The sequence below is a fragment of the Micromonospora sp. NPDC018662 genome (genome assembly GCF_044391475.1).
In the GTDB taxonomy this organism is placed as follows: domain Bacteria; phylum Actinomycetota; class Actinomycetes; order Mycobacteriales; family Micromonosporaceae; genus Micromonospora.
In genome coordinates this window covers 559357-582420 of the sequence record NZ_JBISAC010000001.1, presented here as the reverse complement: position 1 = coordinate 582420, position 23064 = coordinate 559357, and the positions used below count along the sequence as shown (strand labels likewise).

General features: G+C 71.5%; 19 protein-coding genes. 2 read left to right on the top strand and 17 right to left on the bottom strand.

The window, feature by feature from the left end; translation table 11 throughout:
* Positions 1-74: 74 nt before the first annotated feature.
* A complete protein-coding gene (locus tag ACH495_RS02845; RefSeq protein ID WP_396856039.1) occupies positions 75-764 on the bottom strand; it encodes an anti-sigma factor family protein in 690 nt (229 codons plus the stop codon).
* A complete protein-coding gene (locus ACH495_RS02840) occupies positions 761-1255 on the bottom strand; it encodes a sigma-70 family RNA polymerase sigma factor (RefSeq protein ID WP_233219431.1) in 495 nt (164 codons plus the stop codon). The genes ACH495_RS02845 and ACH495_RS02840 overlap by 4 nt, the downstream gene beginning before the upstream one ends.
* 267 nt (positions 1256-1522) lie before the next feature.
* Here ACH495_RS02840 and ACH495_RS02835 point away from each other — a divergent pair, with 267 nt between their 5' ends.
* A complete protein-coding gene (locus tag ACH495_RS02835; protein WP_396856038.1) occupies positions 1523-3646 on the top strand; it encodes a PhoX family protein in 2124 nt (707 codons plus the stop codon).
* 74 nt (positions 3647-3720) lie between these two features.
* On the opposite strand, the gene ACH495_RS02830 is transcribed toward ACH495_RS02835, so the two are convergent.
* The gene (locus tag ACH495_RS02830; protein WP_396856037.1) at positions 3721-4503 is read right to left on the bottom strand and encodes an IclR family transcriptional regulator; all 783 of its coding nucleotides are present in this window, start codon (positions 4501-4503) and stop codon (positions 3721-3723) included.
* Between the two features lie 153 nt (positions 4504-4656).
* Here ACH495_RS02830 and ACH495_RS02825 point away from each other — a divergent pair, with 153 nt between their 5' ends.
* Positions 4657-5838, top strand: a complete 1182-nt coding sequence (locus tag ACH495_RS02825; RefSeq protein WP_396856036.1) for an MFS transporter — start codon at positions 4657-4659, stop codon at positions 5836-5838.
* Positions 5839-6129: 291 nt separating this feature from the next.
* Here the strand turns inward: ACH495_RS02825 and ACH495_RS02820 are convergent, their stop codons facing one another.
* The 14 genes from ACH495_RS02820 to ACH495_RS02755 form a co-directional block, all read right to left on the bottom strand.
* Entirely contained in the window at positions 6130-7170 is a 1041-nt protein-coding gene (locus ACH495_RS02820; RefSeq protein ID WP_396856035.1) for a polyprenyl synthetase family protein, read from the bottom strand.
* Positions 7171-7260: 90 nt separating this feature from the next.
* Positions 7261-8814 (bottom strand): NADH-quinone oxidoreductase subunit NuoN, encoded by a 1554-nt coding sequence (nuoN, locus tag ACH495_RS02815; protein WP_396856034.1) that lies wholly within the window; start codon positions 8812-8814, stop codon positions 7261-7263.
* Positions 8811-10343, bottom strand: coding sequence for an NADH-quinone oxidoreductase subunit M (locus ACH495_RS02810; protein WP_396856033.1), 1533 nt, complete (start codon positions 10341-10343; stop codon positions 8811-8813). The genes nuoN and ACH495_RS02810 overlap by 4 nt, the downstream gene beginning before the upstream one ends.
* A gap of 64 nt (positions 10344-10407) precedes the next feature.
* Positions 10408-12336, bottom strand: a complete 1929-nt coding sequence (gene nuoL / locus ACH495_RS02805; RefSeq protein WP_396856032.1) for an NADH-quinone oxidoreductase subunit L — start codon at positions 12334-12336, stop codon at positions 10408-10410.
* 10 nt (positions 12337-12346) lie between these two features.
* Positions 12347-12646 (bottom strand): NADH-quinone oxidoreductase subunit NuoK, encoded by a 300-nt coding sequence (nuoK, locus tag ACH495_RS02800; protein WP_089154544.1) that lies wholly within the window; start codon positions 12644-12646, stop codon positions 12347-12349.
* Positions 12643-13413: an NADH-quinone oxidoreductase subunit J gene (locus tag ACH495_RS02795; RefSeq protein ID WP_396856031.1), complete on the bottom strand. Its 771-nt coding sequence runs from the start codon at positions 13411-13413 to the stop codon at positions 12643-12645. The genes nuoK and ACH495_RS02795 overlap by 4 nt, the downstream gene beginning before the upstream one ends.
* On the bottom strand, positions 13410-14051 hold the full coding sequence (nuoI, locus tag ACH495_RS02790; RefSeq protein WP_091583682.1) for an NADH-quinone oxidoreductase subunit NuoI: 642 nt from the start codon (positions 14049-14051) through the stop codon (positions 13410-13412). The genes ACH495_RS02795 and nuoI overlap by 4 nt, the downstream gene beginning before the upstream one ends.
* 1 nt (position 14052) lies before the next feature.
* Positions 14053-15408, bottom strand: coding sequence for an NADH-quinone oxidoreductase subunit NuoH (gene nuoH, locus ACH495_RS02785; protein WP_396856030.1), 1356 nt, complete (start codon positions 15406-15408; stop codon positions 14053-14055).
* The gene (locus tag ACH495_RS02780; RefSeq protein WP_396856029.1) at positions 15405-17924 is read right to left on the bottom strand and encodes an NADH-quinone oxidoreductase subunit G; all 2520 of its coding nucleotides are present in this window, start codon (positions 17922-17924) and stop codon (positions 15405-15407) included. Before ACH495_RS02780 ends, nuoH begins: the two co-directional genes overlap by 4 nt.
* On the bottom strand, positions 17924-19240 hold the full coding sequence (nuoF, locus tag ACH495_RS02775; RefSeq protein WP_396856028.1) for an NADH-quinone oxidoreductase subunit NuoF: 1317 nt from the start codon (positions 19238-19240) through the stop codon (positions 17924-17926). The genes ACH495_RS02780 and nuoF overlap by 1 nt, the downstream gene beginning before the upstream one ends.
* Entirely contained in the window at positions 19237-20334 is a 1098-nt protein-coding gene (nuoE, locus tag ACH495_RS02770; protein WP_396856027.1) for an NADH-quinone oxidoreductase subunit NuoE, read from the bottom strand. Before nuoE ends, nuoF begins: the two co-directional genes overlap by 4 nt.
* On the bottom strand, positions 20331-21656 hold the full coding sequence (locus tag ACH495_RS02765) for an NADH-quinone oxidoreductase subunit D (protein WP_396856026.1): 1326 nt from the start codon (positions 21654-21656) through the stop codon (positions 20331-20333). The genes nuoE and ACH495_RS02765 overlap by 4 nt, the downstream gene beginning before the upstream one ends.
* Positions 21653-22390, bottom strand: coding sequence for an NADH-quinone oxidoreductase subunit C (locus ACH495_RS02760; protein WP_396856025.1), 738 nt, complete (start codon positions 22388-22390; stop codon positions 21653-21655). Before ACH495_RS02760 ends, ACH495_RS02765 begins: the two co-directional genes overlap by 4 nt.
* Positions 22387-23064, bottom strand: a complete 678-nt coding sequence (locus ACH495_RS02755; protein WP_091062855.1) for an NADH-quinone oxidoreductase subunit B family protein — start codon at positions 23062-23064, stop codon at positions 22387-22389. The genes ACH495_RS02760 and ACH495_RS02755 overlap by 4 nt, the downstream gene beginning before the upstream one ends.

The following is a 23064-nucleotide window of genomic DNA, read 5'->3' as shown; positions in this document are numbered from 1 at the left end:
GGCCATTTCGCGCCGCATAGCCACTCTTTCCGTGAATCAGCGCGCGAGAGGGGTGGGGGGTGAGGGAGGGACTGTCAGCGGAGGTCGTAGGCGAGGATGGGGGTTTCGTCGCCGCGGAGGAGTTCCAGGCGTACCAGGTCGCCCTTGGTGAAGCGGGTGACGCCGGAGAAGCGCAGGTCGTCGCCGGGGGCGGCCAGCCAGGAGCCGATCTGCTCGGTCGCGCCGTCCGGGCCGTGCGCCACCAGCCGGAACGTGTACGCCTCGCGGTGCCCGGCCCGCCGGTCGTAACCGCAGTGCATGGTGACCTCGGTGCCCCACGGCGTCTCGGTCAACCCCACCTCGGCGTGCACCGGCGCGGTCCCGGCGACCGGCCGCATCGAGGTCAGCGCCACCGGCCGGGGAGCCGGCTCGGCCGGCGGCCGGATCAGAGTCACCCCGACGCCGGCCAGCACCGCCAGCACGGCGGCGGCCAGCACGGTCGACGCGTACCGTCGACGGGTGCGGGACCGGTCGCGGCGCTTGCGCGCCCGCGCGGCGTCGAGCAGCGCGGGCAGGCGCGAGGTCTCCGGCCCGACCTCCAGGAACTGCTCCAGCCCGGCCGGGTCGAGCCGGCCCAGCAGGCCGGGGAGCACGGCGATCTCGGCGACCGCCTCCCGGCACTGCCCGCAGCCGCCCAGGTGCCGCTCGTAGGCGGCGCGGTCGGCCGGGGCGAGGGCGCCCAGCACGTACGCGCCGTCGTCGTGCGCGAACTCGCAGCGGGTCATCCGGTCACCCCCATCTCGGCCAGCGCCAACCGTAGTGAGCGCAGCGCGTAGTGGGTGCGCGACTTCACCGTGCCCGGCGGTACGCCCAGCCGGGCGGCCGCCTCCGCCACCGACCGCCCCTGGTAGAAGCACTCGACCAGCACCTCGCGGTGGGTCGGGCTGAGCCGGTTGAGCGCCTCGGCCACCGTCCACGCCTCCACCGCGCGCTCCGTCTCGTCCACCGTCTCCGCGGTCTCCGGCAACTCGTCGGTGTAGACCTCACCGACCCGGGCCGAGCGCCGACGCCAGGCGTCGATGGCCAGGTTCCGGGCGGTGGTGAACAGCCAGGCGCGGACCGAGCCGCGGCGGGGGTCCAGCGACTCCGGGTGCCGCCAGGCCCGCAGCAGCGTCTCCTGCACCAGGTCCTCGGCGCGCGGCCGGTCGCCGTTGACCAGTCGCAGGGCGTGCGCGAACAGCGCGTCGGCGTGCTCGTCGTGCAGCGCGCGCAGCAGTTGGGCGTCGTGGTCGCTGATGGCGGTACCTCGCTTCCGGCGGCGGGGAGGCCGGTGACGCGTTCGCCCGTCCGGGCGGTTGCGTTCGCCCTTCCATACGTGCCGTGACGCCGAACGGTTCAGCCGCAGGTCAGGCCGGAGCTGTTCACATCCGGTTCACGTTCGGGCCGACGGCCGCTCACCACGTGCTGGCACCGTCCGGCAGGTACGCGCCCGGGCCGACCGCCCGGGTGCGCCGTCCGACGTCCGACCAGGAGGCTCCACCACATGAGCGACCGTCCTCGCCTGCTTCCGCTGCTGGGTGGCAACCGCCACGGCAGCCGCGACGCGATGACCTGTCTGTACCGGTGCGGCAACGCCTGCGACCACCCGGTGCCCAACTCTTCCGACAACCCGTACTTCGGCGACCTGGTCGACGCCGAGGTCTCCCGCCGCGGTGTGGTCCGGGCCGGCGCGGTCGGCGCGCTGGTGCTCGGCTTCGGCGGCACCGCCGCGGGCGCGCTCGCCGGAGCGGCGCCGGCCGTCGCCGCGCCCGCCACGCCGACCGCCCCGGGTACGGACGAGGCCGCCGCCGCGTTGGCCCGGCCGGGCAGCGGTGCGCTGACGTTCAAGCCGATCCCGCCGAACAAGCTCGACACGCTCGTGGTGCCGAACGGGTACGACCACGCCGTCGTGATCAAGTGGGGCGACGAGGTGGTCCCCGGCGCGCCCGCGTTCGACGTGCGTCAGCAGAGCGCCGCCGCCCAGGCCAAGCAGTTCGGCTACAACAACGACTTCGTCGGCGTGCTGCCGATCGACCGCAAGCGCGCGCTGCTCGTGGTCAACCACGAGTACACCAACGAGGACCTGATGTTCCCCGGCTTCACCAGCCAGGACGCGCTGACCGTGGAGCAGGTGCGGGTGGCGATGGCCGCGCACGGCATGTCAGTGGTGGAGCTGGAGCGGGTGGCGGACACCGGGCAGTGGCGGCCGGTACGGCGTGGCCGGCGCGAGTACAACCGTCGGGTCACGGCGCTGGCCACGAAGTTCGAGCTGACCGGCCCGGCCGCCGGCTCGGCGTGGCTGCGGACCGCCGCCGACCCGAAGGGCCGGACCGTCGTCGGCACGCTGAACAACTGCGCCGGCGGCGTCACCCCGTGGGGCACCGTGCTCTCCGGTGAGGAGAACTTCAACCAGTACTTCGTCGGCGGCGACGGCGCGCCGGAGGAGCTGAAGCCGAAGCTGGCCCGCTACGGCATCCCCACCGACGTGCGCTACCCGAGCGGCAGCCGCAAGTGGGACCGTGCCGACGAGCGGTTCGACCTGGCGAAGCACCCGAACGAGGCGCACCGGTTCGGCTGGGTCGTCGAGATCGACCCGTTCGACCCGCAGGCCCGGCCGCGCAAGCACACCGCGCTGGGCCGGGTGAAGCACGAGGGCGCGAACGTCATCGTGGCCCGCAGCGGGCACGTGGTCGCCTACATGGGCGACGACGAGCGCTTCGACTACCTCTACAAGTTCGTCTCGGACAAGAAGTTCATGCCGGGCAACTCCTGGGTGGCCCGTAAGCACAACCTGACGCTGCTGGAGTCCGGCACGCTCTACGTCGCCACGTTGACCGGCGACAGCCCGGCCGGTGAGATCGACGGCACCGGCACGCTGCCCGCCGACGGCGGCTTCGCCGGCCGGGGTCGGTGGATCAAGCTGGTCAGCGGCAACCGCTCGTACGTCGACGGGATGACCGCCGCCGACGTGCTCACGTTCACCCGGCTGGCCGGCGACAAGGTCGGTGCGACCAAGATGGACCGTCCCGAGGACGTCGAGCCGAGCCTGCTCACCGGCAAGGTCTACGTGGCGTTGACAAACAACTCCGACCGGGGCAAGGCCGGCAAGGCGCCGGCCGACGAGGCGAACCCGCGCAACGCCAACAAGCACGGGCAGATCCTGGAGCTGGTCGAGGAGCGCGGCGACCACACCGGCGAGGCGTTCACCTGGTCGCTGCCGATCGTCTGCGGTGACCCGGCCGACGCCTCGACGTACTTCGCCGGGTACGACAAGACGAAGGTCTCGCCGATCTCCTGCCCGGACAACGTCGCGTTCGACGCCACCGGCAACCTCTGGATCTCGACCGACGGCAACGCACTGGGCAGCAACGACGGCCTGTTCGCCACAGCTGTCGAGGGCCCGGAGCGGGGGCACCTGAAGCAGTTCCTCACCGTGCCGCTCGGCGCGGAGACCTGCGGCCCGTTCGTCACCCGGGACAACCGGTCGGTGTTCGTGGCCGTGCAGCACCCGGGTGAGATCTCCGGCGCGACGGTGGAGAACCCGGCCTCCACCTGGCCGGACGGCGACTTCGCCAAGCCCGGCGTGGTGGTCACCTGGCGCCTCGACGGCGGCCCGGTCGGCAGCTGAGCCAACCCCGGGGCGGGTCCGGCGCTGGACCTGCCCGCTGACGGGCCACCATCCGCCTCCGGTTGGTGGCCCGTTCAGTTCTCGGTGGCGATCCCGTCGGCGATGGCCCGCGCGGCGGTGAGCAGCTTCGCCCGCACCACCCGCGCCGAGGTCATCATCTCGCTGGCCGGCAACGCGCAGGCCAGCACCACCCGCCGTTCGATGTCCTTGTCCGGGGCGACCAGCACCGCGGCGCACGCCACGCCCTGCCGGAACTGGCCCAGCTCGAGCTGCATGCCGCGCCGGTCGCCGGCGGCCAGGTCGGCCTCGAACGCCTCGACCGTGGTGAGCGTGGCGGTGGTGAACGGCCGCATGCCGTATTCCCGCAGGTAGCGGAAGCGCTGCTCGGCGGTGAGCGTGGCGAGCAGGCTCTTGCCGAGCGCGGTGGCGTGGGCGCCCTCGTCGAAGCCCGGCACCAGATCCTCCAGGTACGGCGAGCGCGGCCCCTCGGCGCACGCGGTCACCGCCACCTGCCCGCCCACGAAGCGGCCGAGGTAGTGGCTCCAGCCGGTGTCCGCCGCGGCCCGACGCAACGCCTCACCGACCGCGGGCGGGCCCCGGAACGCGGTGACCAGCTCGCGGTAGCGGTCGGCGATCTCCAGGCCGACGATGTACGTCCCGTCCTCGCGCCGGATCACGTAGCCCTCGTACGCGAGCGTGCGCACCAGGTGGTAGGTGGTGGCGACGGTCAGCTCGCAGCGGCGGGCGATCTGCTTCACGGTGAGGCCCCTCGGCGCACGGCCGACCGACTCGAGCACTCGAAGCGCGCGGGAGACGCTGCGGATCAGGTCCGAAGGTTCCGCCAGAGGGTCGCGCACAACCACCTCCGCCGCCGGGGACTTACACCATATGAAAAAAGGTCCGAGTGCGAAATGCCTGTTCGGGTCGAGGATGTCAGATCACCGGGCACAGAACGTGCATCGACAGACACGATCAGCAGCGAAAACTCGGCCGGCGTAGGTTAGCCGGCAATGACCGAAACTCTTTCGCAAACCGCCCGTCCGGCGGCCGGCCGGCCGGTCCGGGTCGGTGCCGGCGCCACCGTCACCACGATCGCCTGTGTCCTGCCGGTCTTCCTGGTCGGCGGTCTCGCCGTGCAACTCGGCGACGAACTGCGCTTCAGCCCGGCCGGGCTGGGCCTGGCCGTCTCGGTCTACTTCGGCATCAGCGCGCTCGCGTCGGTGCCCTCCGGCGCCCTGGTCGAGCGGTACGGGCCGGCCCCGGTCGCCCGCGCCGCGATCGTGCTCTCCGCCGGCTCGCTGCTGGCCGTGGCCGGTCTGGCTCGGTCGTACCCGACGCTGGTGGCGCTGCTCGCGCTCAGCGCCGCCGCCAACGCACTCGGCCAGCTCGCCAGCAACGCCGCGCTGGCCGAGCACGTGCCCGCCCACCGGCAGGGGCTCTCGTTCGGCGTGAAACAGGCAGCCATTCCGCTCTCCACGCTGCTGGCCGGCGCGGCGGTACCCACGGTCGCGTTGACCGCCGGCTGGCGCTGGGCGTTCGTGGCGGCTGCCGGGGCTGCGCTGGCCGCGCTGCCGGCCGTACCCCGGTCCGGTCGGGACCGGCGGACCCGCTCCGCCGCCACCGGCCGGGGCGGCGGCCGGGCCGCGCTGGTGGTGGTCGGGCTGGCCGCGACGCTGGCGGCCGGCGCGGCGAACGCGTTGGGCACGTTCCTGGTCGACTCGTCGGCCGGGCGAGGGCTCTCCCCCGGCCTGGCCGGCCTGACGCTGACGCTGGGTAGCGCGGTGTGCGTGTCCGCCCGGGTCGGCGTGGGGTGGCTGGCCGACCGGCGGGCCGGCGGGCACGTCGGCGTCGTCGCCGGGCTGCTGGTGTCGGGCTCGGTGGGGCTGGTCCTGCTCGCGGTGGCCGGCCCGGTGCCGCTGGTCGCCGGCGTGGTGCTCGGCTTCGGCCTGGGCTGGGCCTGGCCGGGGCTGCTGACCTTCGCGGTGGTCCGGCTGCACCCGCAGGCTCCGGCCGCCGCCACCTCGATCACCCAGACCGGCGTGTACGCGGGCGGCTGCCTGGGCCCACTGGGTCTCGGGGCGCTGGCCGGCGCGGCCGGCTACCCGGCGATGTGGCTGACCGCGGCCGGAGCCATGCTCCTCGCGGCCCTGCTCATGCTCCTGGCCGCCCGCCTGCTGTCCCGCCCGGCCTGATCCCTGCCCGCCGCACGACACACGCCGCTGGGCCGCTGGGCCGCTGGGCCGCTGGGCCGCTGGGCCGCTGGGCCGCTGGGCCGCTGGGCCGCTGGGCCGCTGGGCCGCTGGGCCGCTGGAGGAAGATACTGCATCGGACGGTTATGACAAGGGGTCATATTTATGACCGTGAGGTATATGCCTCAATCGCAGCCTGTTGCTGGCTGAGACTACGTTCGGTAACGGTCGGGGGACAGCGCCGGCGTCCGCCGGCCGCCCGGACATCGCGTTCGCCCGGCGACCGCAACCGGGTCAGCTGGTGCGGTCGGCGATGTAGTCGCAGAGGGATTCCAGGGCGCGGCGTGCCGGGCCCTCGGGGAGCGGGGTCAGGCGGGCGCGGGCGTCCTCGGCGTAGCTGCGCACCGTCTCCCGGGCGCGCTTGAGCGCCGGGGACTCGCGGAGCAGCGTGAGCGCCTCGGCGTGCAGCGCGTCGTCGACCAGCGGGCCGGTCGCCAGGATCTCCCGCAGTCGCACGCTGGCGGCGTCCGAGTCGTCGCCGGCGAGCGCGTACAGCACCGGCAGGGTGGGCACGCCCTCGCGCAGGTCGGTGCCGGGCGTCTTGCCGGACTGCACCGACTCGCTGGCGATGTCCAGCAGGTCGTCGGAGAGCTGGAAGGCGACGCCGATGATCTCCCCGTATCCGGCCAGGGCCTCGATGTGCGCGGCGGGCGCGCCACCGAACATGCCGCCGAAGCGGGCCGAGGTGGCGATCAGCGAACCGGTCTTCTCGGCGATCACGTGCAGGTAGTGCGCGACCGGATCGGTGCCGCGCGGGCCGACCGTCTCGGCGATCTGGCCGTGCACCAGGCGGGCGAACGTGCGCGCCTGCAACCGGACCGCCTCCGGGCCCAGGTCGGCTGCGATGTCCGCGGCCCGCGCGAAGAGGAAGTCGCCGACCAGGATGGCCACCGAGTTGGTCCAGCGGGCGTTGGCGCTCGGCGCGCCCCGCCGCACGGCCGCCTCGTCCATCACGTCGTCGTGGTAGAGCGTCGCCAGGTGGGTGAGCTCCATCACCACCGCCGCCGGAACCACCTGCGCGGCGTCCGGATCGCCGAACTGGGCGCCCAACGCCACCAGCAGCGGCCGGAACCGCTTGCCACCGGCCTCCATCAGGTGTCGGGCCGCCTCGGTGACCAACGGGTCGGCGCTGGCCACGCTGGCGCGCAGATCCGCCTCGACCCGGTCGAGCACGCCCAGCACGGACGCTTCGACGCGCGGGTCGGCGAGGTGCAGGCCGAGCGCGCCGAACTGACCTGAACGCTCGCCAGCCGGGTTCACCACGTCTTCAACCATGCCACACCCGTTCGACCTGCTCGGTGAGGGGGATACGGACCGGGGGCCGGCACGCCACGGCGTACCGGCCCCCGGGTGGAACCGCTTCCGTCATCGGACGAATTCGGCGGCACCGGTGGTCAGGTCCAGCAGGGGACCGGGGACCACCCCGAGGACCAACGTGGCGAGCACGCCGATCATCAGGGCCGCCGAGGTGAGCGCGCCCGGCACGGTCACCGTCGGGGTCGCCTCACCCGGCTCCGACAGCCACATCATCACCACGACCCGCAGGTACGGGAACGCCAGCACCATGCTGGTCAGCACACCGGCGATCACCAGCCAGGTCTGGTCGGCCTCCAGCGCCGGGCCGAAGACCGCGAACTTGCTGGTGAATCCGCTGGTGAGCGGGATGCCGGCGAACGCCAGCAGGATGAACGTGAAGATCGCCGCGAAGAACGGCGAGCGGCGGCCCAGCCCGGCCCAACGGGACAGGTGGGTGGCCTCGCCGTCGGCGTCCCGCACCAGCGTCACCACGGCGAACGCGGCGAGCACCGAGAAGCCGTACGCGGCCAGGTAGAACATCGTGCCGGACAGCCCCTCCTTGCTGGGGGCCAGCACACCCACCAGCAGGTAGCCGGCGTTCGCGATCGACGAGTATGCCAGCAGCCGCTTGATGTCCGTCTGGGTGACCGCCAACACGGCGCCGACCAGCATGGTCAGCACCGCCACCACACCGATCACCGGCGTGAAGTCCCAGGAGGCCCCGGCGAACGCGACGTGGAACGCCCGCAGCAGCGCGCCGAACGCGGCGACCTTCGTGCAGGCGGCCATGAAGCCGGTCACCGGCGTCGGCGCGCCCTGGTAGACGTCCGGCGTCCAGACGTGGAACGGCGCGGCGGCGGCCTTGAAGAGCAGGCCGATGGCGAGCAGCGCCATGCCGGCGAAGAGCAGCACCTGGCTGGACGAGGACTGGCCGACCGCGGCGTGCACGGTGGCGAAGTCGACGCCGGCGCCACGGCCCGGGATGCCGGACGTGAAGCCGTAGATCAGGGCGACGCCGAACAGGAAGAACGCCGAGGCGTACGCGCCGAGCAGGAAGTACTTCATCGCGGCCTCCTGGCTCAGCAGCCGCCGGCGGCGGGCCAGCGCGCAGAGCAGGTAGAGCGGCAGCGAGAAGACCTCGAGCGAGATGAACATGGTCAGCAGGTCGTTCGCCGCCACGAAGATCAGCATGCCGCCGATCGCGAACGTGATCAGCGGGTAGACCTCGGTGGCCCCGCCGACGCCGTCGGCCTGCTTCCGGTCCTCGGGCGACTCGGCGGTGACCGCCGCGTGCGCCACGAACGCGCCGCCCCGCTCCACCGTGCGCTCGCCGACGAGCAGCAGCGCCATCACGGCCAGGACCAGGATGGCGCCCTGGAGGAAGAGCGTCGGCCCGTCCACCGCGATCGCGCCGCCGGCGGTGACCAGCCGGGCGTCGGACTTCAGGATCACCATGGTGATCGCGGCCAGCGCCGCCACCAGGGCGAGCGCGAGCTGCACCGCGTTGCGCAGCCGGCGCGGCACGAACGCCTCGACCAGGACGCCCAGCAGGGCGGCCCCCAGCATGATCAGGATCGGAGCGAGCGCCGCGTAGTCGATCGACGGCAGCTTGAGCTCGGTCATTTTGCGGCCTCCTGGACGCTTCCGACCTCAGGGGCGGGATCGGACTTGCCGACGTCCTGCATGGTCGCCTGGACGGCGGGGTTGATGACATCGGTGACCGGCTTGGGATAGAAGCCGAGCAGCACGATCAGCGCGATCAACGGCGCGACGACGACCTTCTCGCGCAGGCTGAGGTCCCGACGCATGCCCTCGACCTCGGTGAGCGCCGGGTTCAGCGTGCCCTGGGTGGTCCGCTGCACCATCCACAGCACGTACGCCGCCGCCAGGATGATGCCGAGCGTGGCGATCACCGCGACCGGCTTGTTGACCGTGAACGTGCCGATCAGCACCAGGAACTCGGAGACGAATGGCGCCGTACCGGGCAGTGCCAGCGAGGCCAGACCGGCGAAGAAGAGCACACCCGCCAGCACCGGCACCAGCTTGCCCGCGCCGCCGAAGTCGCTGATCAACGCCGAGCCGCGCCGGGCGATCAGCATGCCGACCACCAGGAAGAGCAGGCCGGTGGCGAGACCGTGGTTGAGCATGTAGAGCACCGCGCCGGTGCCGGCCTGGGTGGTGAACGCGAAGATGCCCACGCCGATGAAGCCGAAGTGCGCGATCGAGGTGTACGACACCAGCCGCTTCAGGTCGTTCTGCCCGACCGCCAGCAGCGCCGCGTAGATGATGCCGATCACGCCGAGCGCCAGTGCGTACGGCGCGAACCAGCGGGACGCCTCCGGGAACAGCGGCAGGCAGTAGCGCAGGATCCCGAACGTGCCGACCTTGTCCAGCACGCCGACCAGCAGCGCCGCCGCACCGGCCGGGGCGGCACCACCGGCGTCCGGCAGCCAGGTGTGGAACGGGAAGAACGGCGCCTTGATCGCGAACGCGAGGAAGAAGCCGAGGAACAGCCAGCGGGCGGTGTTGGTGGCGAACTCCGCCTGGCTCAGCGTCTGCCAGTCGAACGTCTTCCCGCCGACCACCCAGAGGCCGATCACCGCGGCCAGCATGAACAGGCCGCCGACCAGCGAGTAGAGGAAGAACTTCACCGCCGCGTACTGCCGCTGGTGGCCGCCGTAGCTGCCGATCAGGAAGTACATCGGCACGAGCATGACCTCGAAGAACACGTAGAACAGGAAGACGTCGGCGGCGGCGAAGACGCCGATCATCGTGCACTCGAGGACGAGCAGCAGCGCGAAGTAGACAGGCACCGAGCGCTTCGACGACTCGGCGTCGTGCCACGACGCCAGGATCACCAGCGGCACCAGGATCGCGATCAGCATCAGCATGACCAGCGCGATGCCGTCCACCTCGAAGGTGAACCGCACACCCCAGTTCGGGATCCACGCGTACGACTCGCGGAACTGGAACCGGTCACCGCCGGCGGAGAAGGCGAACCACATCACCACCGACAGCACCAGCACCAGCAGCGACCAGCCGAACGCCACCAGCTTGGCCAGGTCCGGCCGCCGACGTGGCAGCAGGGCCACCACCAGCGCGCCGACCAGCGGCGCCACGGTCAGCACCGAGAGGAACGGGAAGTTGGACATTATTCGGCCTTACCTCCGTCGTGACTGCGTGGCCCGCCGGCGGGGGCGGCCGCGTTGCTGTCGATCACGCCAGCCACCCCGCCTGCACCGCCAGGAACGCCGCCACCACGAGCAGCGCGCCGGTCAGGATCGAGGTCGCGTACGACCGCACGAAGCCGGTCTGCAGCCGCCGGAGCCGGCCCGAGCCCCCGCCCACCGCGGCGGCCAGGCCGTTGACCAGCCCGTCGACGCCCCGGTTGTCGAGGAAGACGAGCGCCCGGGTGAGGAAGATGCCCGGCTTCTCGAAGACCGCCTCGTTGACGGTGTCCGTGTAGAGGTTCTTGCGGGCGGCGGTGACCAGCACGCCGGCCGGCTGCGGCTCGGTGGCGGTGCCGTTGCGGAACAGGAACCAGGCCAGCCCGGCACCGAGCACCGTGATCAGGATCGAGAAGACGGTGATCAGGGCGTGCGGGAGTACGGCGTGGGCCTCGCCACCGGTCTCCTCGCCGAGCACCGGGGTCAGCCAGGACACCACGCCGTCGTTCAGCGTCATCAGGCCACCGGCCACCACCGAGCCGGCGGCGAGCAGGATCAGCGGGATCGTCATGAGCTTCGGCGACTCGTGCGGGTGCTCGATGTCCTCGGTCCACCGCTTCGGACCGTGGAACGTGAGCACGAAGAGCCGGGTCATGTAGAACGCGGTGAGCCCGGCGCCGAGCAGCGCGGCCATGCCGAACAGCCAGGCCGTCCAGCCCTCCCGCTCGAACGCGGACGCGATGATCGGTTCCTTGGAGAAGTAGCCGGAGAGCGGCGGGATGCCGATGATGGCCAGCCAGCCCATCATGAACGTCAGCCAGGTGACCTTCATGTACTTCGACAGCCCACCGAAGCGGCGGATGTCCACCTGGTCGTTCATCCCGTGCATGACGGAGCCGGCGCCGAGGAACATGTTGGCCTTGAAGAAGCCGTGCGCCAGCAGGTGGATGATGGCCAGCGCGTACGCGCCGCCGCCGAGGCCGACGCCGAGGAACATGTAGCCGATCTGGCTGACCGTGGACCAGGCCAGCACCCGCTTGATGTCGTCCTTCGCCACGCCGATGACGCAACCCATCAGCAGCGTGAGCGCGCCGACGCTGACCACCACGAGCTGGAGCGTCTCGTTGGCCGAGAAGATCGGGTTGGAACGGGCGATCAGGTAGACGCCGGCGGTGACCATGGTGGCCGCGTGGATGAGCGCCGACACCGGGGTCGGGCCCTCCATCGCGTCCGGCAGCCACGCCTGGAGCGGGAACTGGCCGGACTTGCCGGCCGCGCCCAGGAGCAGCAGCAGGCCGAGCACCAGCACGGTGGTGGAGGTCAGCGAGCCGACCCCGTTGAACACCTCGTCGTACTGGGTCGTGCCCAGCATGGCGAACATGACGAAGATGCCGATGGCCAGGCCGGCGTCGCCGACCCGGTTCATCAGGAACGCCTTCTTGCCGGCGGTGGCCGCGCTCGGCCGGCCGTACCAGAAGGAGATCAGCAGGTACGACGCCAGGCCGACGCCCTCCCAGCCGAAGTAGAGCATCACGTAGTTGTTGCCGAGCACCAGCAGCAGCATCGCGGCGACGAACAGGTTGAAGTACCCGAAGAACCGCCGCCGGCCCTCGTCGTGCGCCATGTACTCGACGGCGTAGAGGTGGATCAGGAAGCCCACCCCGGTGATCAGCAGGACGAACACCGCGGCCAGCGGGTCGAAGAGCAGACCGAAGTCCACCTTCAGGTCGCCGACCGTGATGAACTGCCAGAGGCTCTGCTCGACCTGCTTGTTCTCCAGGCCGCGCAGCTGGAAGAAGTAGGTCAGGCCGAGCACGAAGGCGGCGCCGATGGCCGCCACGCCCAGCCAGTGGCCCCAGCGGTCCGCCCGCTTGCCGAGCAGCAGCAGGACCGCCGCGCTGACCAGCGGGATCGCCACCAGCAGCCAGACGCTGCCCAGCAGCCCGCCGGCTTCCGCGAATTCCACAGTCTGTTCCACGACTGGCCCCTCAGTACTTCAGCAGGTTGGCGTCGTCGACGCTGGCCGAGCGCCGGGTCCGGAAGATCGCCATGATGATCGCGAGCCCGACCACTACCTCGGCCGCCGCCACCACCATCACGAAGAACGCCATGATCTGGCCGTTCAGGTCGCCGTTGATCCGGCTGAACGTGACCAGGGTCAGGTTGGCCGCGTTGAGCATCAGCTCGACGCACATGAACAGCACGATCGCGTTGCGGCGGACCAGCACGCCGACGGCGCCGATGGTGAACAGCACCGCCGCGAGGATCAGGTAGTAGTCCGGGGTCATTTGTCAGTCCCCTTCAATGCGGTCTCCTCGGCCGTCAGCTCGCGCACCGGCATGATCTCCGAGATGCCGCGGTCGGTCAGCCGGCCGTCCGGCAGGCGGGCCGGCGTCGCCACCGAGGAGGAGGTGGCGAAGACGCCCGGACCGGGCTTCGGGCCGGGGTAGTTGCCGGGCCGGAACCGCGCCTTCATGGTGGCGACCTGGTCCATCTTGTCCTCCTTGCGCCGCTCCACGTGCGCCAGCACCATCGCGCCCACCGCGGCCGTGATCAGCAGCGCCGAGGTCAACTCGAAGGCGAAGACGTACTTGGTGAACAGCAGCCGGGCGATGCCCTGCACGTTGCCCTCGGCGTTCGCCTGGTCGAGGCCGACCGCCTGGACGCCGTTCAACGCGCGGGAGAGCCCGGTGCCGACCAGGCCGGCGAAGCCGAGCCCGAGCACCACCGCGGCGACCCGCTGGCCGCGCAGTGTCTCGATCAGCGAGTCGGACGCGTCCCGGCCGACCAGCATCAGCACGAACAGGAAGAGCATCATGATCGCGCCGGTGTAGACGATGATCTGCACCATGCCGATGAACGGCCCGGCCTGGAGCACGTAGAACACGCCCAGGCAGAGCATGGTCAGCACCAGCCAGAGCGCGGAGTGCACCGCGTTGCGGGCCCAGACCATGCCGAGCGCCCCGATCAGGGCCAGCGGGGCGAGGATCCAGAACGTGACCTCCTCACCCCCGGTCACGTCGCCCGCCGCGGCGAGCACCGTAGAAGTGGTCATGCCCCTGCTCCCTTGCCCGCCTCGGACCGCTGCGCGGCCTGCTCGGCGCCGGGGAAGGTCACGCCGGGGTGCTCCTCCACCTGGTACCGGCCCGGGCCCATCGGCGAGTGCTCGGCGCCGGCCGAGGTGCCCGGGTTGGTCAGCGCACCGACGTAGTAGTCCTTCTCGCTGTCGCCCAGCCGCATCGGGTGTGGCGGCTGCTCCATGCCTTCGAGCAGCGGCGCGAGCAGCTGCTCCTTCGTGAAGATCAGGTCCTGCCGGTTGTCCCGGGCCAGCTCGTACTCGTTGCTCATGGTGAGCGAACGGGTCGGGCAGGCCTCGATGCAGAGCCCGCAGAAGATGCACCGGGCGTAGTTGATCTGGTAGGTGCTGGCGTACCGCTCACCCGGGGAGAAGCGCTGCTCCTCGGTGTTGTCGCCACCCTCCACGTAGATCGCGTCGGCCGGGCAGGCCCACGCGCACAGCTCGCAGCCGATGCACTTCTCCAGCCCGTCCGGGTGCCGGTTGAGGATGTGCCGCCCGTGGTAGCGCGGCGCCGAGACCGGCGGCTTGAACGGGTAGTCGGTGGTGACGACCTTCTTGAACATGTGCGAGAAGGTGACCCCGAAGCCCTTGAACGTTCCGGTGATCGCGCCCACGTCACACCTCCCTGGACTCGGAGCCGGCGACGACGTTGGCCGGCTCCCGCTCGGCGACCACGCGCCTGGTACGCGGGCTCGGCGGAACCTGAAGATCCATCGGTGGCAGCGGGAAGCTGCCGTACGGCCGGCTGTCCACCTGCTCCTGGGGCGGCGGCGTCGGCTGCTTCTTCCGGCTCGGCCAGAAGAGCGTGGCCAGCAGCAGCACGCCCGCGCCGATGGCGGTGACGAGCAGCCGGTCCCGGGTCTGCCAGTCCTCGATCGAGCGGAGCCCGGCAAGCACCAGGATCCAGACCAGGTTGATCGGCAGCAGCACCTTCCAACCGAAGCGCATGAACTGGTCGTACCGGAGCCGCGGCAGCGTGCCGCGCAGCCAGACGAACACGAAGACCAGCAGGATCACCTTGCCGAAGAACCACAGCATCGGCCACCAACCCTCGTTGGCGCCCGACCACAGCGTGATCGGCCAGGGGGCCCGCCAGCCGCCGAGGAACAGCGTGGTGGTGACCGCGGACATGGTCACCATGGCGACGTACTCGGAGAGCATGAAGAGCGCGAACTTCAGCGAGCTGTACTCCGTCATGAAGCCCGCGACCAGCTCCGACTCCGCCTCCGGCAGGTCGAACGGCGCCCGGTTGGTCTCGCCGACCATGGCGATGAAGAAGATGATGAAGCTGGGCAGCAGCAGGATCGCGTACCAGCCGGGGGTGGGCAGGTCGAACCCGCCGATGCTGAGCTGCGTGCCGTTGGCCTGCTTGGCGACGATCCCGCTGGTCGACATCGTGCCGGCGGTCATGAAGACCGCCACGATGCTGAGCCCCATGGCGACCTCGTACGAGATCATCTGGGCGCTGGAGCGGAGACCACCGAGCAGCGGGTACGTCGAGCCGGAGGCCCACCCGCCGAGCACGATGCCATAGACGCCCATCGAGGAGCAGGCCAGGATCACCAGCACCGCCACCGACACGTCGGTGACCTGCAACGGCGTCCAGTGGCCGAAGATGCTCACCTTCGGGCCGAACGGGATCACCGACAGCGCGGTGACCGCGGAGATCACCGAGATGGTCGGCGCGAAGAAGAAGACCACCTTGTCGGCGGCGCGCGGGAGGATGTCCTCCTTGAACGCCATCTTCAGGCCGTCCGCGAGCGTCTGGAGCAGGCCGAACGGGCCGACCTGGTTCGGGCCGGGGCGCACCGCCATCCGGCCCACCACCCGCCGCTCGAACCAGACGCCGAGCAGCGTGGCCAGCAGGCCGAACGCGAACGCGAAGACGATCTTCCCGAGGACCAGCCACCACGGGTCCTTGCCGAAGTCGGCCAGCGTCGGGTCCTGCGCCGCGAGATAGACCGCGTTCACTGGTGTGCACCCCCTGCGTTGAGGAGCGGACCCGGCCGTGCGGCGGCGTCCGCGGCGACACGTCCGGCCGGTACGGCCGGCCCGTCGGTAGAGCCCGCGGTCACCTTCACGACGTGACCGGACGTCGCGCCGAGGCTGCGTCGCACGGTCGAGCCGGGTGAGTTGGTCGGCAGCCAGACGACGCCGTCCGGCATCTCGGTGATCGCCGCCGGCAGGGTGACCGCGCCGCGGTCGGTGCCGACCGTGACCGGGTCGCCGTCGGCCACGCCGAGCGCCTCGGCGGTGCCCTTGCCCAGCCGGACGACCGGCAGGCGGGCGGTGCCGGCGAGGTGCTCGTCGCCGTCGGTGAGGCTGCCCAGGTCGACGAGCTGGTGCCAGGTCGCCAGCACGGCCTCGCCCGGGCCGGGCTGCGGCACGGCGGCCGGCTCGACCGAGGGAGCGGACGGCCGCTCGGTGCGGGTCCGCGGCAGCGCGCCCAGCTCGCGGCGCACGCTCAGCACGTCGCCGGCGCCGAGCCGCACGTCGAGCTGCGCGGCGATCGCGTCCAGCACCCGGCCGTCGGTCATCGCGCCGGTGTCCAGCACCCGCTCGAAGGTCCGCAGCCGGCCCTCCCAGTCCAGGAAGCTGCCGGCCTTCTCGACCACCGGCGCGACCGGGAAGACCACGTCGGCCCGGCGGGCCACCGCGCTCATCCGCAGCTCCAGGCTGACCAGGAACGGCACCGCGTCCAGGGCCGACTCGGCCAGGCGCGGGTCGGCCAGGTCGGCCGGGTCGACGCCGGCCACCACCAGCGCGCCGAGCTTGCCGTCGGAGGCCGCGGCGAGGATGCCGTCGGTGTCGCGGCCGGCCTGGCTGGGGATCACCCCGGCCGGCAGGTCCCACGCCTCGCCCAGCTCCGCGCGGGCGGCCGGCTCGGTGACCACCCGGCCGCCGGGCAGCAGGTTGGGCAGGCAGCCCGCGTCGACCGCGCCGCGGTCACCCGCGCGCCGCGGCACCCAGGCCAGCCGGGCACCGGTACGCCGGGCCACGTCCGCCGCCGCCGACAGGCCGCCGGGCACCGCGCCCAGCCGCTCGCCGACGATCAGGATCGCGCCCGGCTGTCCCAGCGCCTCGGCCACCGTGGCGTGCTCGGCCAGCACGCTGGCCTCCTCGCCCGGCACCACCCGGGCCAACTTGGCCCCGAGCTTCTCCAGGCCGCGGGTCGCGAACGGCGCGATCGCGTACACCGTGAGCGTCTTCTTCAGGTACGCCTTGCGCAGCCGCAGGAAGAGGATCGGGCACTCCTCCTCCGGCTCCAGGCCGACCAGCACCACCGCGGGCGCGTTCTCCACGTCCGCGTAGGTCACGTCGGTGACCCCGGCGACGCTGCTGGCCAGGAAGTCGGACTCCTCGCGGGAGACCGGGCGGGCCCGGAAGTCGATGTCGTTGGTGTGCAGCGCCACGCGGGCGAACTTCGCGTACGCGTAGGCGTCCTCGACGGTGAGCCGGCCGCCGGTCAGCACCGCCGTGCCGGTGCCGGCGTCGCGGGCCGCGCGCAGCCCCTCGGCGGCCCGGGTGAACGCCTCGCTCCAGGACGCCTCGCGCAGCTCACCGGTCTTGTCGTCGCGCACCAGCGGGGTGGTGAGGCGGTCGAACGCGCGGGTGTACTGGAAGCCCCAGCGGCCCTTGTCGCAGTTCCACTCCTCGTTCACCGCCGGGTCGTCGCCGGCCAGCCGGCGCAGCACCTTGCCCCGCCGCCAGTCGGTGCGCTGCGCGCAGCCGGCCGAGCAATGCTCGCAGACGCTGGGCGAGGAGACCAGGTCGAACGGGCGGGAGCGGAAGCGGTACTGCGCGCCGGTCAGCGCGCCGACCGGGCAGATCTGCACGGTGTTGCCGGAGAAGTACGAGTTGAAGGGGACGTCCCCCGCCTCGTCCCCGGGCTCCGCGCCGTACGCGTCGTCCCGGTAGATGTTGATCTCCTCGTGCGAGGAGCGTCCCATCAGGTCGATGAACTTGTCGCCGGCGATCTCCTCGGAGAACCGGGTGCACCGCTGGCAGAGCACGCACCGCTCGCGGTCGAGCAGCACCTGGGTGCTGATCGGCAGCGGCTTCGGGTATTCCCGCTTGTGCTCGTGGAAGCGCGAGTCGGTCCGGCCGGTGGACATCGCCTGGTTCTGCAGCGGGCACTCGCCGCCCTTGTCGCACATCGGGCAGTCCAGCGGGTGGTTCAGGAGCAGCAGCTCCATCACCCCCTCCTGGGCCTTCTTCGCGACCGGCGAGGTGAGCTGGGTCCGCACCACCATGCCGTCGGCGACCGTCTGGGTGCAGGAGGCGACCGGCTTGCGCTGGCCCTCCACCTCCACCAGGCACTGCCGGCAGGCGCCGGCCGGGGCCAGCAGCGGGTGGTCGCAGAAGCGCGGGATCTCGGTGCCCAACTGCTCGGCGACCCGGATCAGCAGCGTGCCCTTGGGCGCGGTGACCTCGACGCCGTCGATGGTCAGCGTGACGGTCTCGGTCTGCTTGGCTACGTCGGTCATTAGTGGGCTCCCACCAGAGACTTGTCCGACAGCTTCGGCGCGGTACGTCCCTCGATGTAGTCGAGGTAGTCCTGCTTGAAGTAGTTCAGCGAGGAGGTCACCGAGCTGGTCGCACCGTCACCCAGGCCGCAGAACGAACGGCCGAGGATGTTGTCGCAGGTGTCGAGCAGGGTGTCCAGGTCCTCGTGGGTGCCCTGGCCGGCGAGGATGCGCCGGTAGACCCGGACCATCCAGTAGTTGCCCTCCCGGCACGGGGTGCACTTGCCGCACGACTCGTGGTGGTAGAACTCCAGCCACCGGTAGGTCGCGTACACCGGGCAGTCCTGGTCGGAGAAGATCTGGGTGGCCGTGGTGCCCAGGATCGAGCCGGCCGCCGCCACCCCCTCGAAGTCCAGCGGCACGTCCAGGTGCTCGGCGGTGAGCAGCGGCGTCGACGAGCCGCCCGGGGTCCAGAACTTCAGCTCGTGCCCGGGCTGCATGCCGCCGGCCAGCTCGATCAGCTCGCGCAGCGTGATGCCCATCGACGCCTCGTACTGGCCGGGGTTGGCGATCCGGCCGGAGAGCGAGTAGATCATCGGGCCGGACGACTTCTCCGTGCCCATGGTCTTCCACCAGTCCGCGCCACCCAGCACGATGTACGGCACGCTGGCGATGGTGCCGACGTTGTTGACCACGGTCGGGCTGGCGTACAGGCCGTGGGTCGCCGGGAACGGCGGGCGCAGCCGGGGCTGGCCCCGGAAGCCCTCCAGCGAGTCCAGCAGCGCGGTCTCCTCACCGCAGATGTACGCCCCGGCGCCGGAGTGCACCACCAGGTCCAGGTCGAAGCCCGAGCCGAGGACGTTCCGGCCGAGGTAGCCCTTGGCGTACGCCTCGGCGACCGCGCTGCGCAGCCGGCGGGCGGCGTGCACGGCCTCGCCGCGGATGTAGATGTAGGCCCGGTTGGCCCGGATCGCGTACGAGGCGATGATGACGCCCTCGACCAGCGAGTGCGGGTCGTGGGTCATCAGCGGCAGGTCCTTGCAGGTGCCCGGCTCGCCCTCGTCGGCGTTCACCACCAGGTAGTGCGGCTTCCCGTCGCCCTGCGGGATGAAGCCCCACTTGAGCCCGGTCGGGAAGCCCGCGCCGCCCCGGCCACGCAGCCCGGAGTCCTTGATCAGTTGGATCAGGTCGTCCGGGTGCGCCTTGAGCGCCTTGCGCAGGGCGGCGTAGCCGTCCAGCTTCTCGTAGGTGCCGAGCCGCCAGGCGTCCGGCGACAGCCAGCGCTTGGTGAGCACCGGCGTGAGCTTGGCCAACGTCTCCGGCCGAGGAGTGGTCACTTCCGGACCCCCGTTCCGCTCGCGTCCGCCGGGTCGGCGCCGTCGGCGTCCGTACCGGCTTCGGCGTCCTTGAGGTTGCGCTCCTGCGCGCCGGCCGCGTCGCCGGCGGGCTTGCCGTCGCCGGCCGGCGGGTTCGCCGCCACGCCGGCCGCCTCGGCCGCCCGCGCGTCGCGCGGCGCCGGGGCCGGGCCGTCCGTCGGGACCTTGGTGCCGGGCGCGTCCGCGACCGGGGTCCGCGCGTCCGGCTGCCGGGTCTCGGCGGTACGCACCTGCGGCGACTTGTCGTCCGGCGCCTTCACGTCCGGCGCGGTGCTGCCGGTGGCCGCCTTCGGCGTCGCCGGCTCGGCCGCGGGGGCCGGCTTCTCGGCCTCGGCCTTCGCCTTCGCCTCGGCGGCGGCCCGGTCGGCCTCGGCCTTGCTGCGGATCGGCGTCCTCGGGTCGAAGCCCGGCACCGAGATGCCGTGCTGCTCGGCCAGGCGCAGGCCGCGCAGGCTCGGCTCGCCCGGCCCGCCGTCGGCCACCGCGCCGTCCCGCTCGTCGGCGAAGCCGGCGAGCTGGACCGCCATCTCCTTCAGCGTGCAGAGCCGGGCGCCCCGGGTCGGCATCGGCCGGCCGCCGGCCTGCAACTCCTGCACCACGCCGAGCGCGCCCTGCGGCTCGACGTTGTCGAAGAAGTCGTAGTTGACGGTCATCACCGGGCCGTAGTCGCACGCCGCCAGGCACTCGGCGTGCTCCAGGGTGATCTTCCCGTCGGCGGTGGTCTCCTCGTGCCCGACGCCCAGGTGCTCGGCGAGCGTGTCGTAGACCGCCTGGCCGCCGAGCACGTCGCACATCGTGTTGGTGCAGACGCTGACCAGGTAGTCGCCGGTCGGCTTGCGCTTGTACATGGTGTAGAAGGTGGCGACGGCGCCGACCTGGGCCTTGTTCAGCCCCAGCACCTCGGCGCAGAACTCGACGCCGGCCGGGGAGACGTAGCCCTCCTCGGACTGCACCAGGTGCAGCAGCGGCAGCAGCGCCGAGCGGGACCGGTCCGCCGGGTACCGGGCGATGATCTCCCGCGCCCGCAGCCGCGTCTCCTCAGTGAACACGTTCATCGGTCACAACCACCCATCACGGGGTCCAGCGAGGCGCCGCCGGCGATCACGTCGGCGATCAGGCCGCCCTCGGCCATCGCCGGGAGGGCCTGGAGGTTGACGAAGCTCGGCTCCCGGTAGTGCACCCGGTAGGGCCGGGTGCCGCCGTCGGAGACCGCGTGCACGCCCAGCTCGCCGCGGGGCGACTCGATGCCGACGTAGACCTGGCCCGGCGGGACCCGGAAGCCCTCGGTGACGAGCTTGAAGTGGTGGATCAGCGACTCCATCGACTGACCCATGATCTTGGCGACGTGCTCCAGCGAGTTGCCCATGCCGTCGACGCCGATGGCGAGCTGCGCCGGCCAGGCGATCTTCTTGTCGGAGACCATCACCGGGCCCGGCCGCAACCGGTCCAGCGCCTGCTCCACCAGCTTCAGCGACTCGCGGATCTCCGCCAGTCGGACCAGGTAGCGGCCCCACACGTCACCGTCGGTGTGGGTCGGCACGTCGAACTCGTACGTCTCGTACCCGCAGTACGGCATGGTCTTGCGCAGGTCCCAGGCGAGCCCCGCCGAGCGGAGCACCGGGCCGGTGATGCCGAGCGCCACGCAGGCGGTCACGTCCAGCACCGCGACGTTCGTGGTGCGCTCGATCCAGATCGGCTGCCCGGAGAGCAGGTTCTCGTACTCCTTGAGCTTCTTCGGCATCAGCACCAGGAAGTCGCGGATCTTGCGGATCGCGTCGTCCGGCACGTCCTGCGCCACGCCGCCCGGCCGCACGTACGCGTGGTTCATCCGCAGGCCGGTGATGGTCTCGAAGATGTCGAGGATGTACTCCCGCTCGCGGAAGCCGTACAACATCATGTTGATCGCGCCCAGCTCCATGCCGGTGGTGGCCAGCCAGACCAGGTGCGACGAGATCCGGTTGAGCTCCATCATCAGCACCCGGATGGTGGTGGCCCGCTCGGTGACGTCGTCGGTGACGCCGAGCAGCTTCTCCACCGCGAGCGCGTACGCCGTCTCGTTGAAGATCGGGGAGAGGTAGTCCATCCGGGTCACGAACGTCGAGCCCTGGACCCAGTTGCGGTATTCCAGGTTCTTCTCGATGCCGGTGTGCAGGTAGCCGATGACCGAGCGGGCCTCGCGGACCGTCTCGCCCTCCAGCTCCAGGATCAGCCGGAGCACGCCGTGCGTGGACGGGTGCTGCGGACCCATGTTGACGACGATGCGCTCGTCGTTGATCGGGTCGGTGCCGGAGACGACCTGGTCCCAGTCCCCACCGGTGACGGTGAAGACCTTGCCCTCGGTGGTCTCGCGCTCGGTCGCGTAGTTCGACGTGGTCACTGGTAGGACCTCCTACGGTCCGGCGGGGGAATTTCCGCACCCTTGTACTCGACGGGTACGCCGCCGAGCGGGTAGTCCTTGCGCTGCGGGTGCCCCTCCCAGTCGTCCGGCATCAGGATCCGGGTCAGGTTGGGGTGGCCGTCGAAGACGATGCCGAACATGTCGTACGTCTCCCGCTCCTGCCAGTCGGCGGTCGGGTAGACGGCGGTGACGCTCGGCAGGTGCGGGTCCTCGGCGGAGACCGCGGCCTCCAGCCGGACCTGCCGCCGGTAGGTCATCGAGGTGAGCTGGTAGACCACGTGCAGCCGGCGCGCGTCGGCGCCCAGGTAGTCCACCCCGGACACCGAGGAGAGCAGCTCGAAGCGCAGCGACAGGTCGTCGCGCATCACCTGGCAGACCTCGGCGATCCGCTCCGGGCGGACGTGCAGGGTCAGCTCACCCCGGTCGACCACTACCTTCTCGATCGCGTCGCCGAAGGCCGGGTACGCCTCCTCCAGCGCGTCCCGCACCTCGTCGAAGTAGCCCCCGTACGGCCGGGTGGCCTCCTCGATCGGCTTGCGCTGGCGGACCAGGCCGCCGTAGCCGGAGACGTCACCGGTGCCCTGGTTGCCGAACATGCCCCGACCGGCCGGGCCGGCCGGCGGGTACTCGGCCGGCGCGGTGCCGCTGGCGCCGACCGGAGTGGTCGGCACCGGCACGCCGCCGTCGTTGTTCCTGTCGTTCGGCGAGGTCACTTCGGGCCCCCCTGCGTCTGGAGGTGGTTCTGCGCCTTCATCCAGTTCTCGATCCGCAACTGCTCCTCGCGCCCCTCACGGACCGCCTTCGTCCACTCGGCACGCCGGGCCTTGTCGTTGCGGTACGACGACGGCATCGAGCCGTACGGCACGACTGGCACGTCACCGCGCTCCTTGCGGGCCTCGAGCATCTTGCGGCCGTTCGGGCCCAGCGGCTCGTACATGATCTTCTCGCGCAGCTTGAGCACCGCGTCGATGAGCATCTCCGGCCGGGGCGGGCAGCCGGGAAGGTACATGTCGACCGGGACGACGTGGTCGACGCCCTGCACGATGGCGTAGTTGTTGAACATGCCGCCGCTGCTGGCGCAGACGCCCATCGAGATGACCCAGCGGGGCTCGGCCATCTGGTCGTAGATCTGCCGCAGCACCGGGGCCATCTTCTGGCTGACCCGGCCGGCCACGATCATCAGGTCCGCCTGCCGGGGCGAGGCGCGGAAGACCTCCATGCCCCACCGGCCCATGTCGTAGTGCGGGCCACCGGCGGCCATCATCTCGATGGCGCAGCAGGCCAGGCCGAAGGTGGCGCCCCAGACGGACGACTTCCGCGACCAGTTGACCAGCTTCTCGACGCTGGTCAGCAGGACGCCGGAGGGAAGCTTCTCCTCGATGCCCAT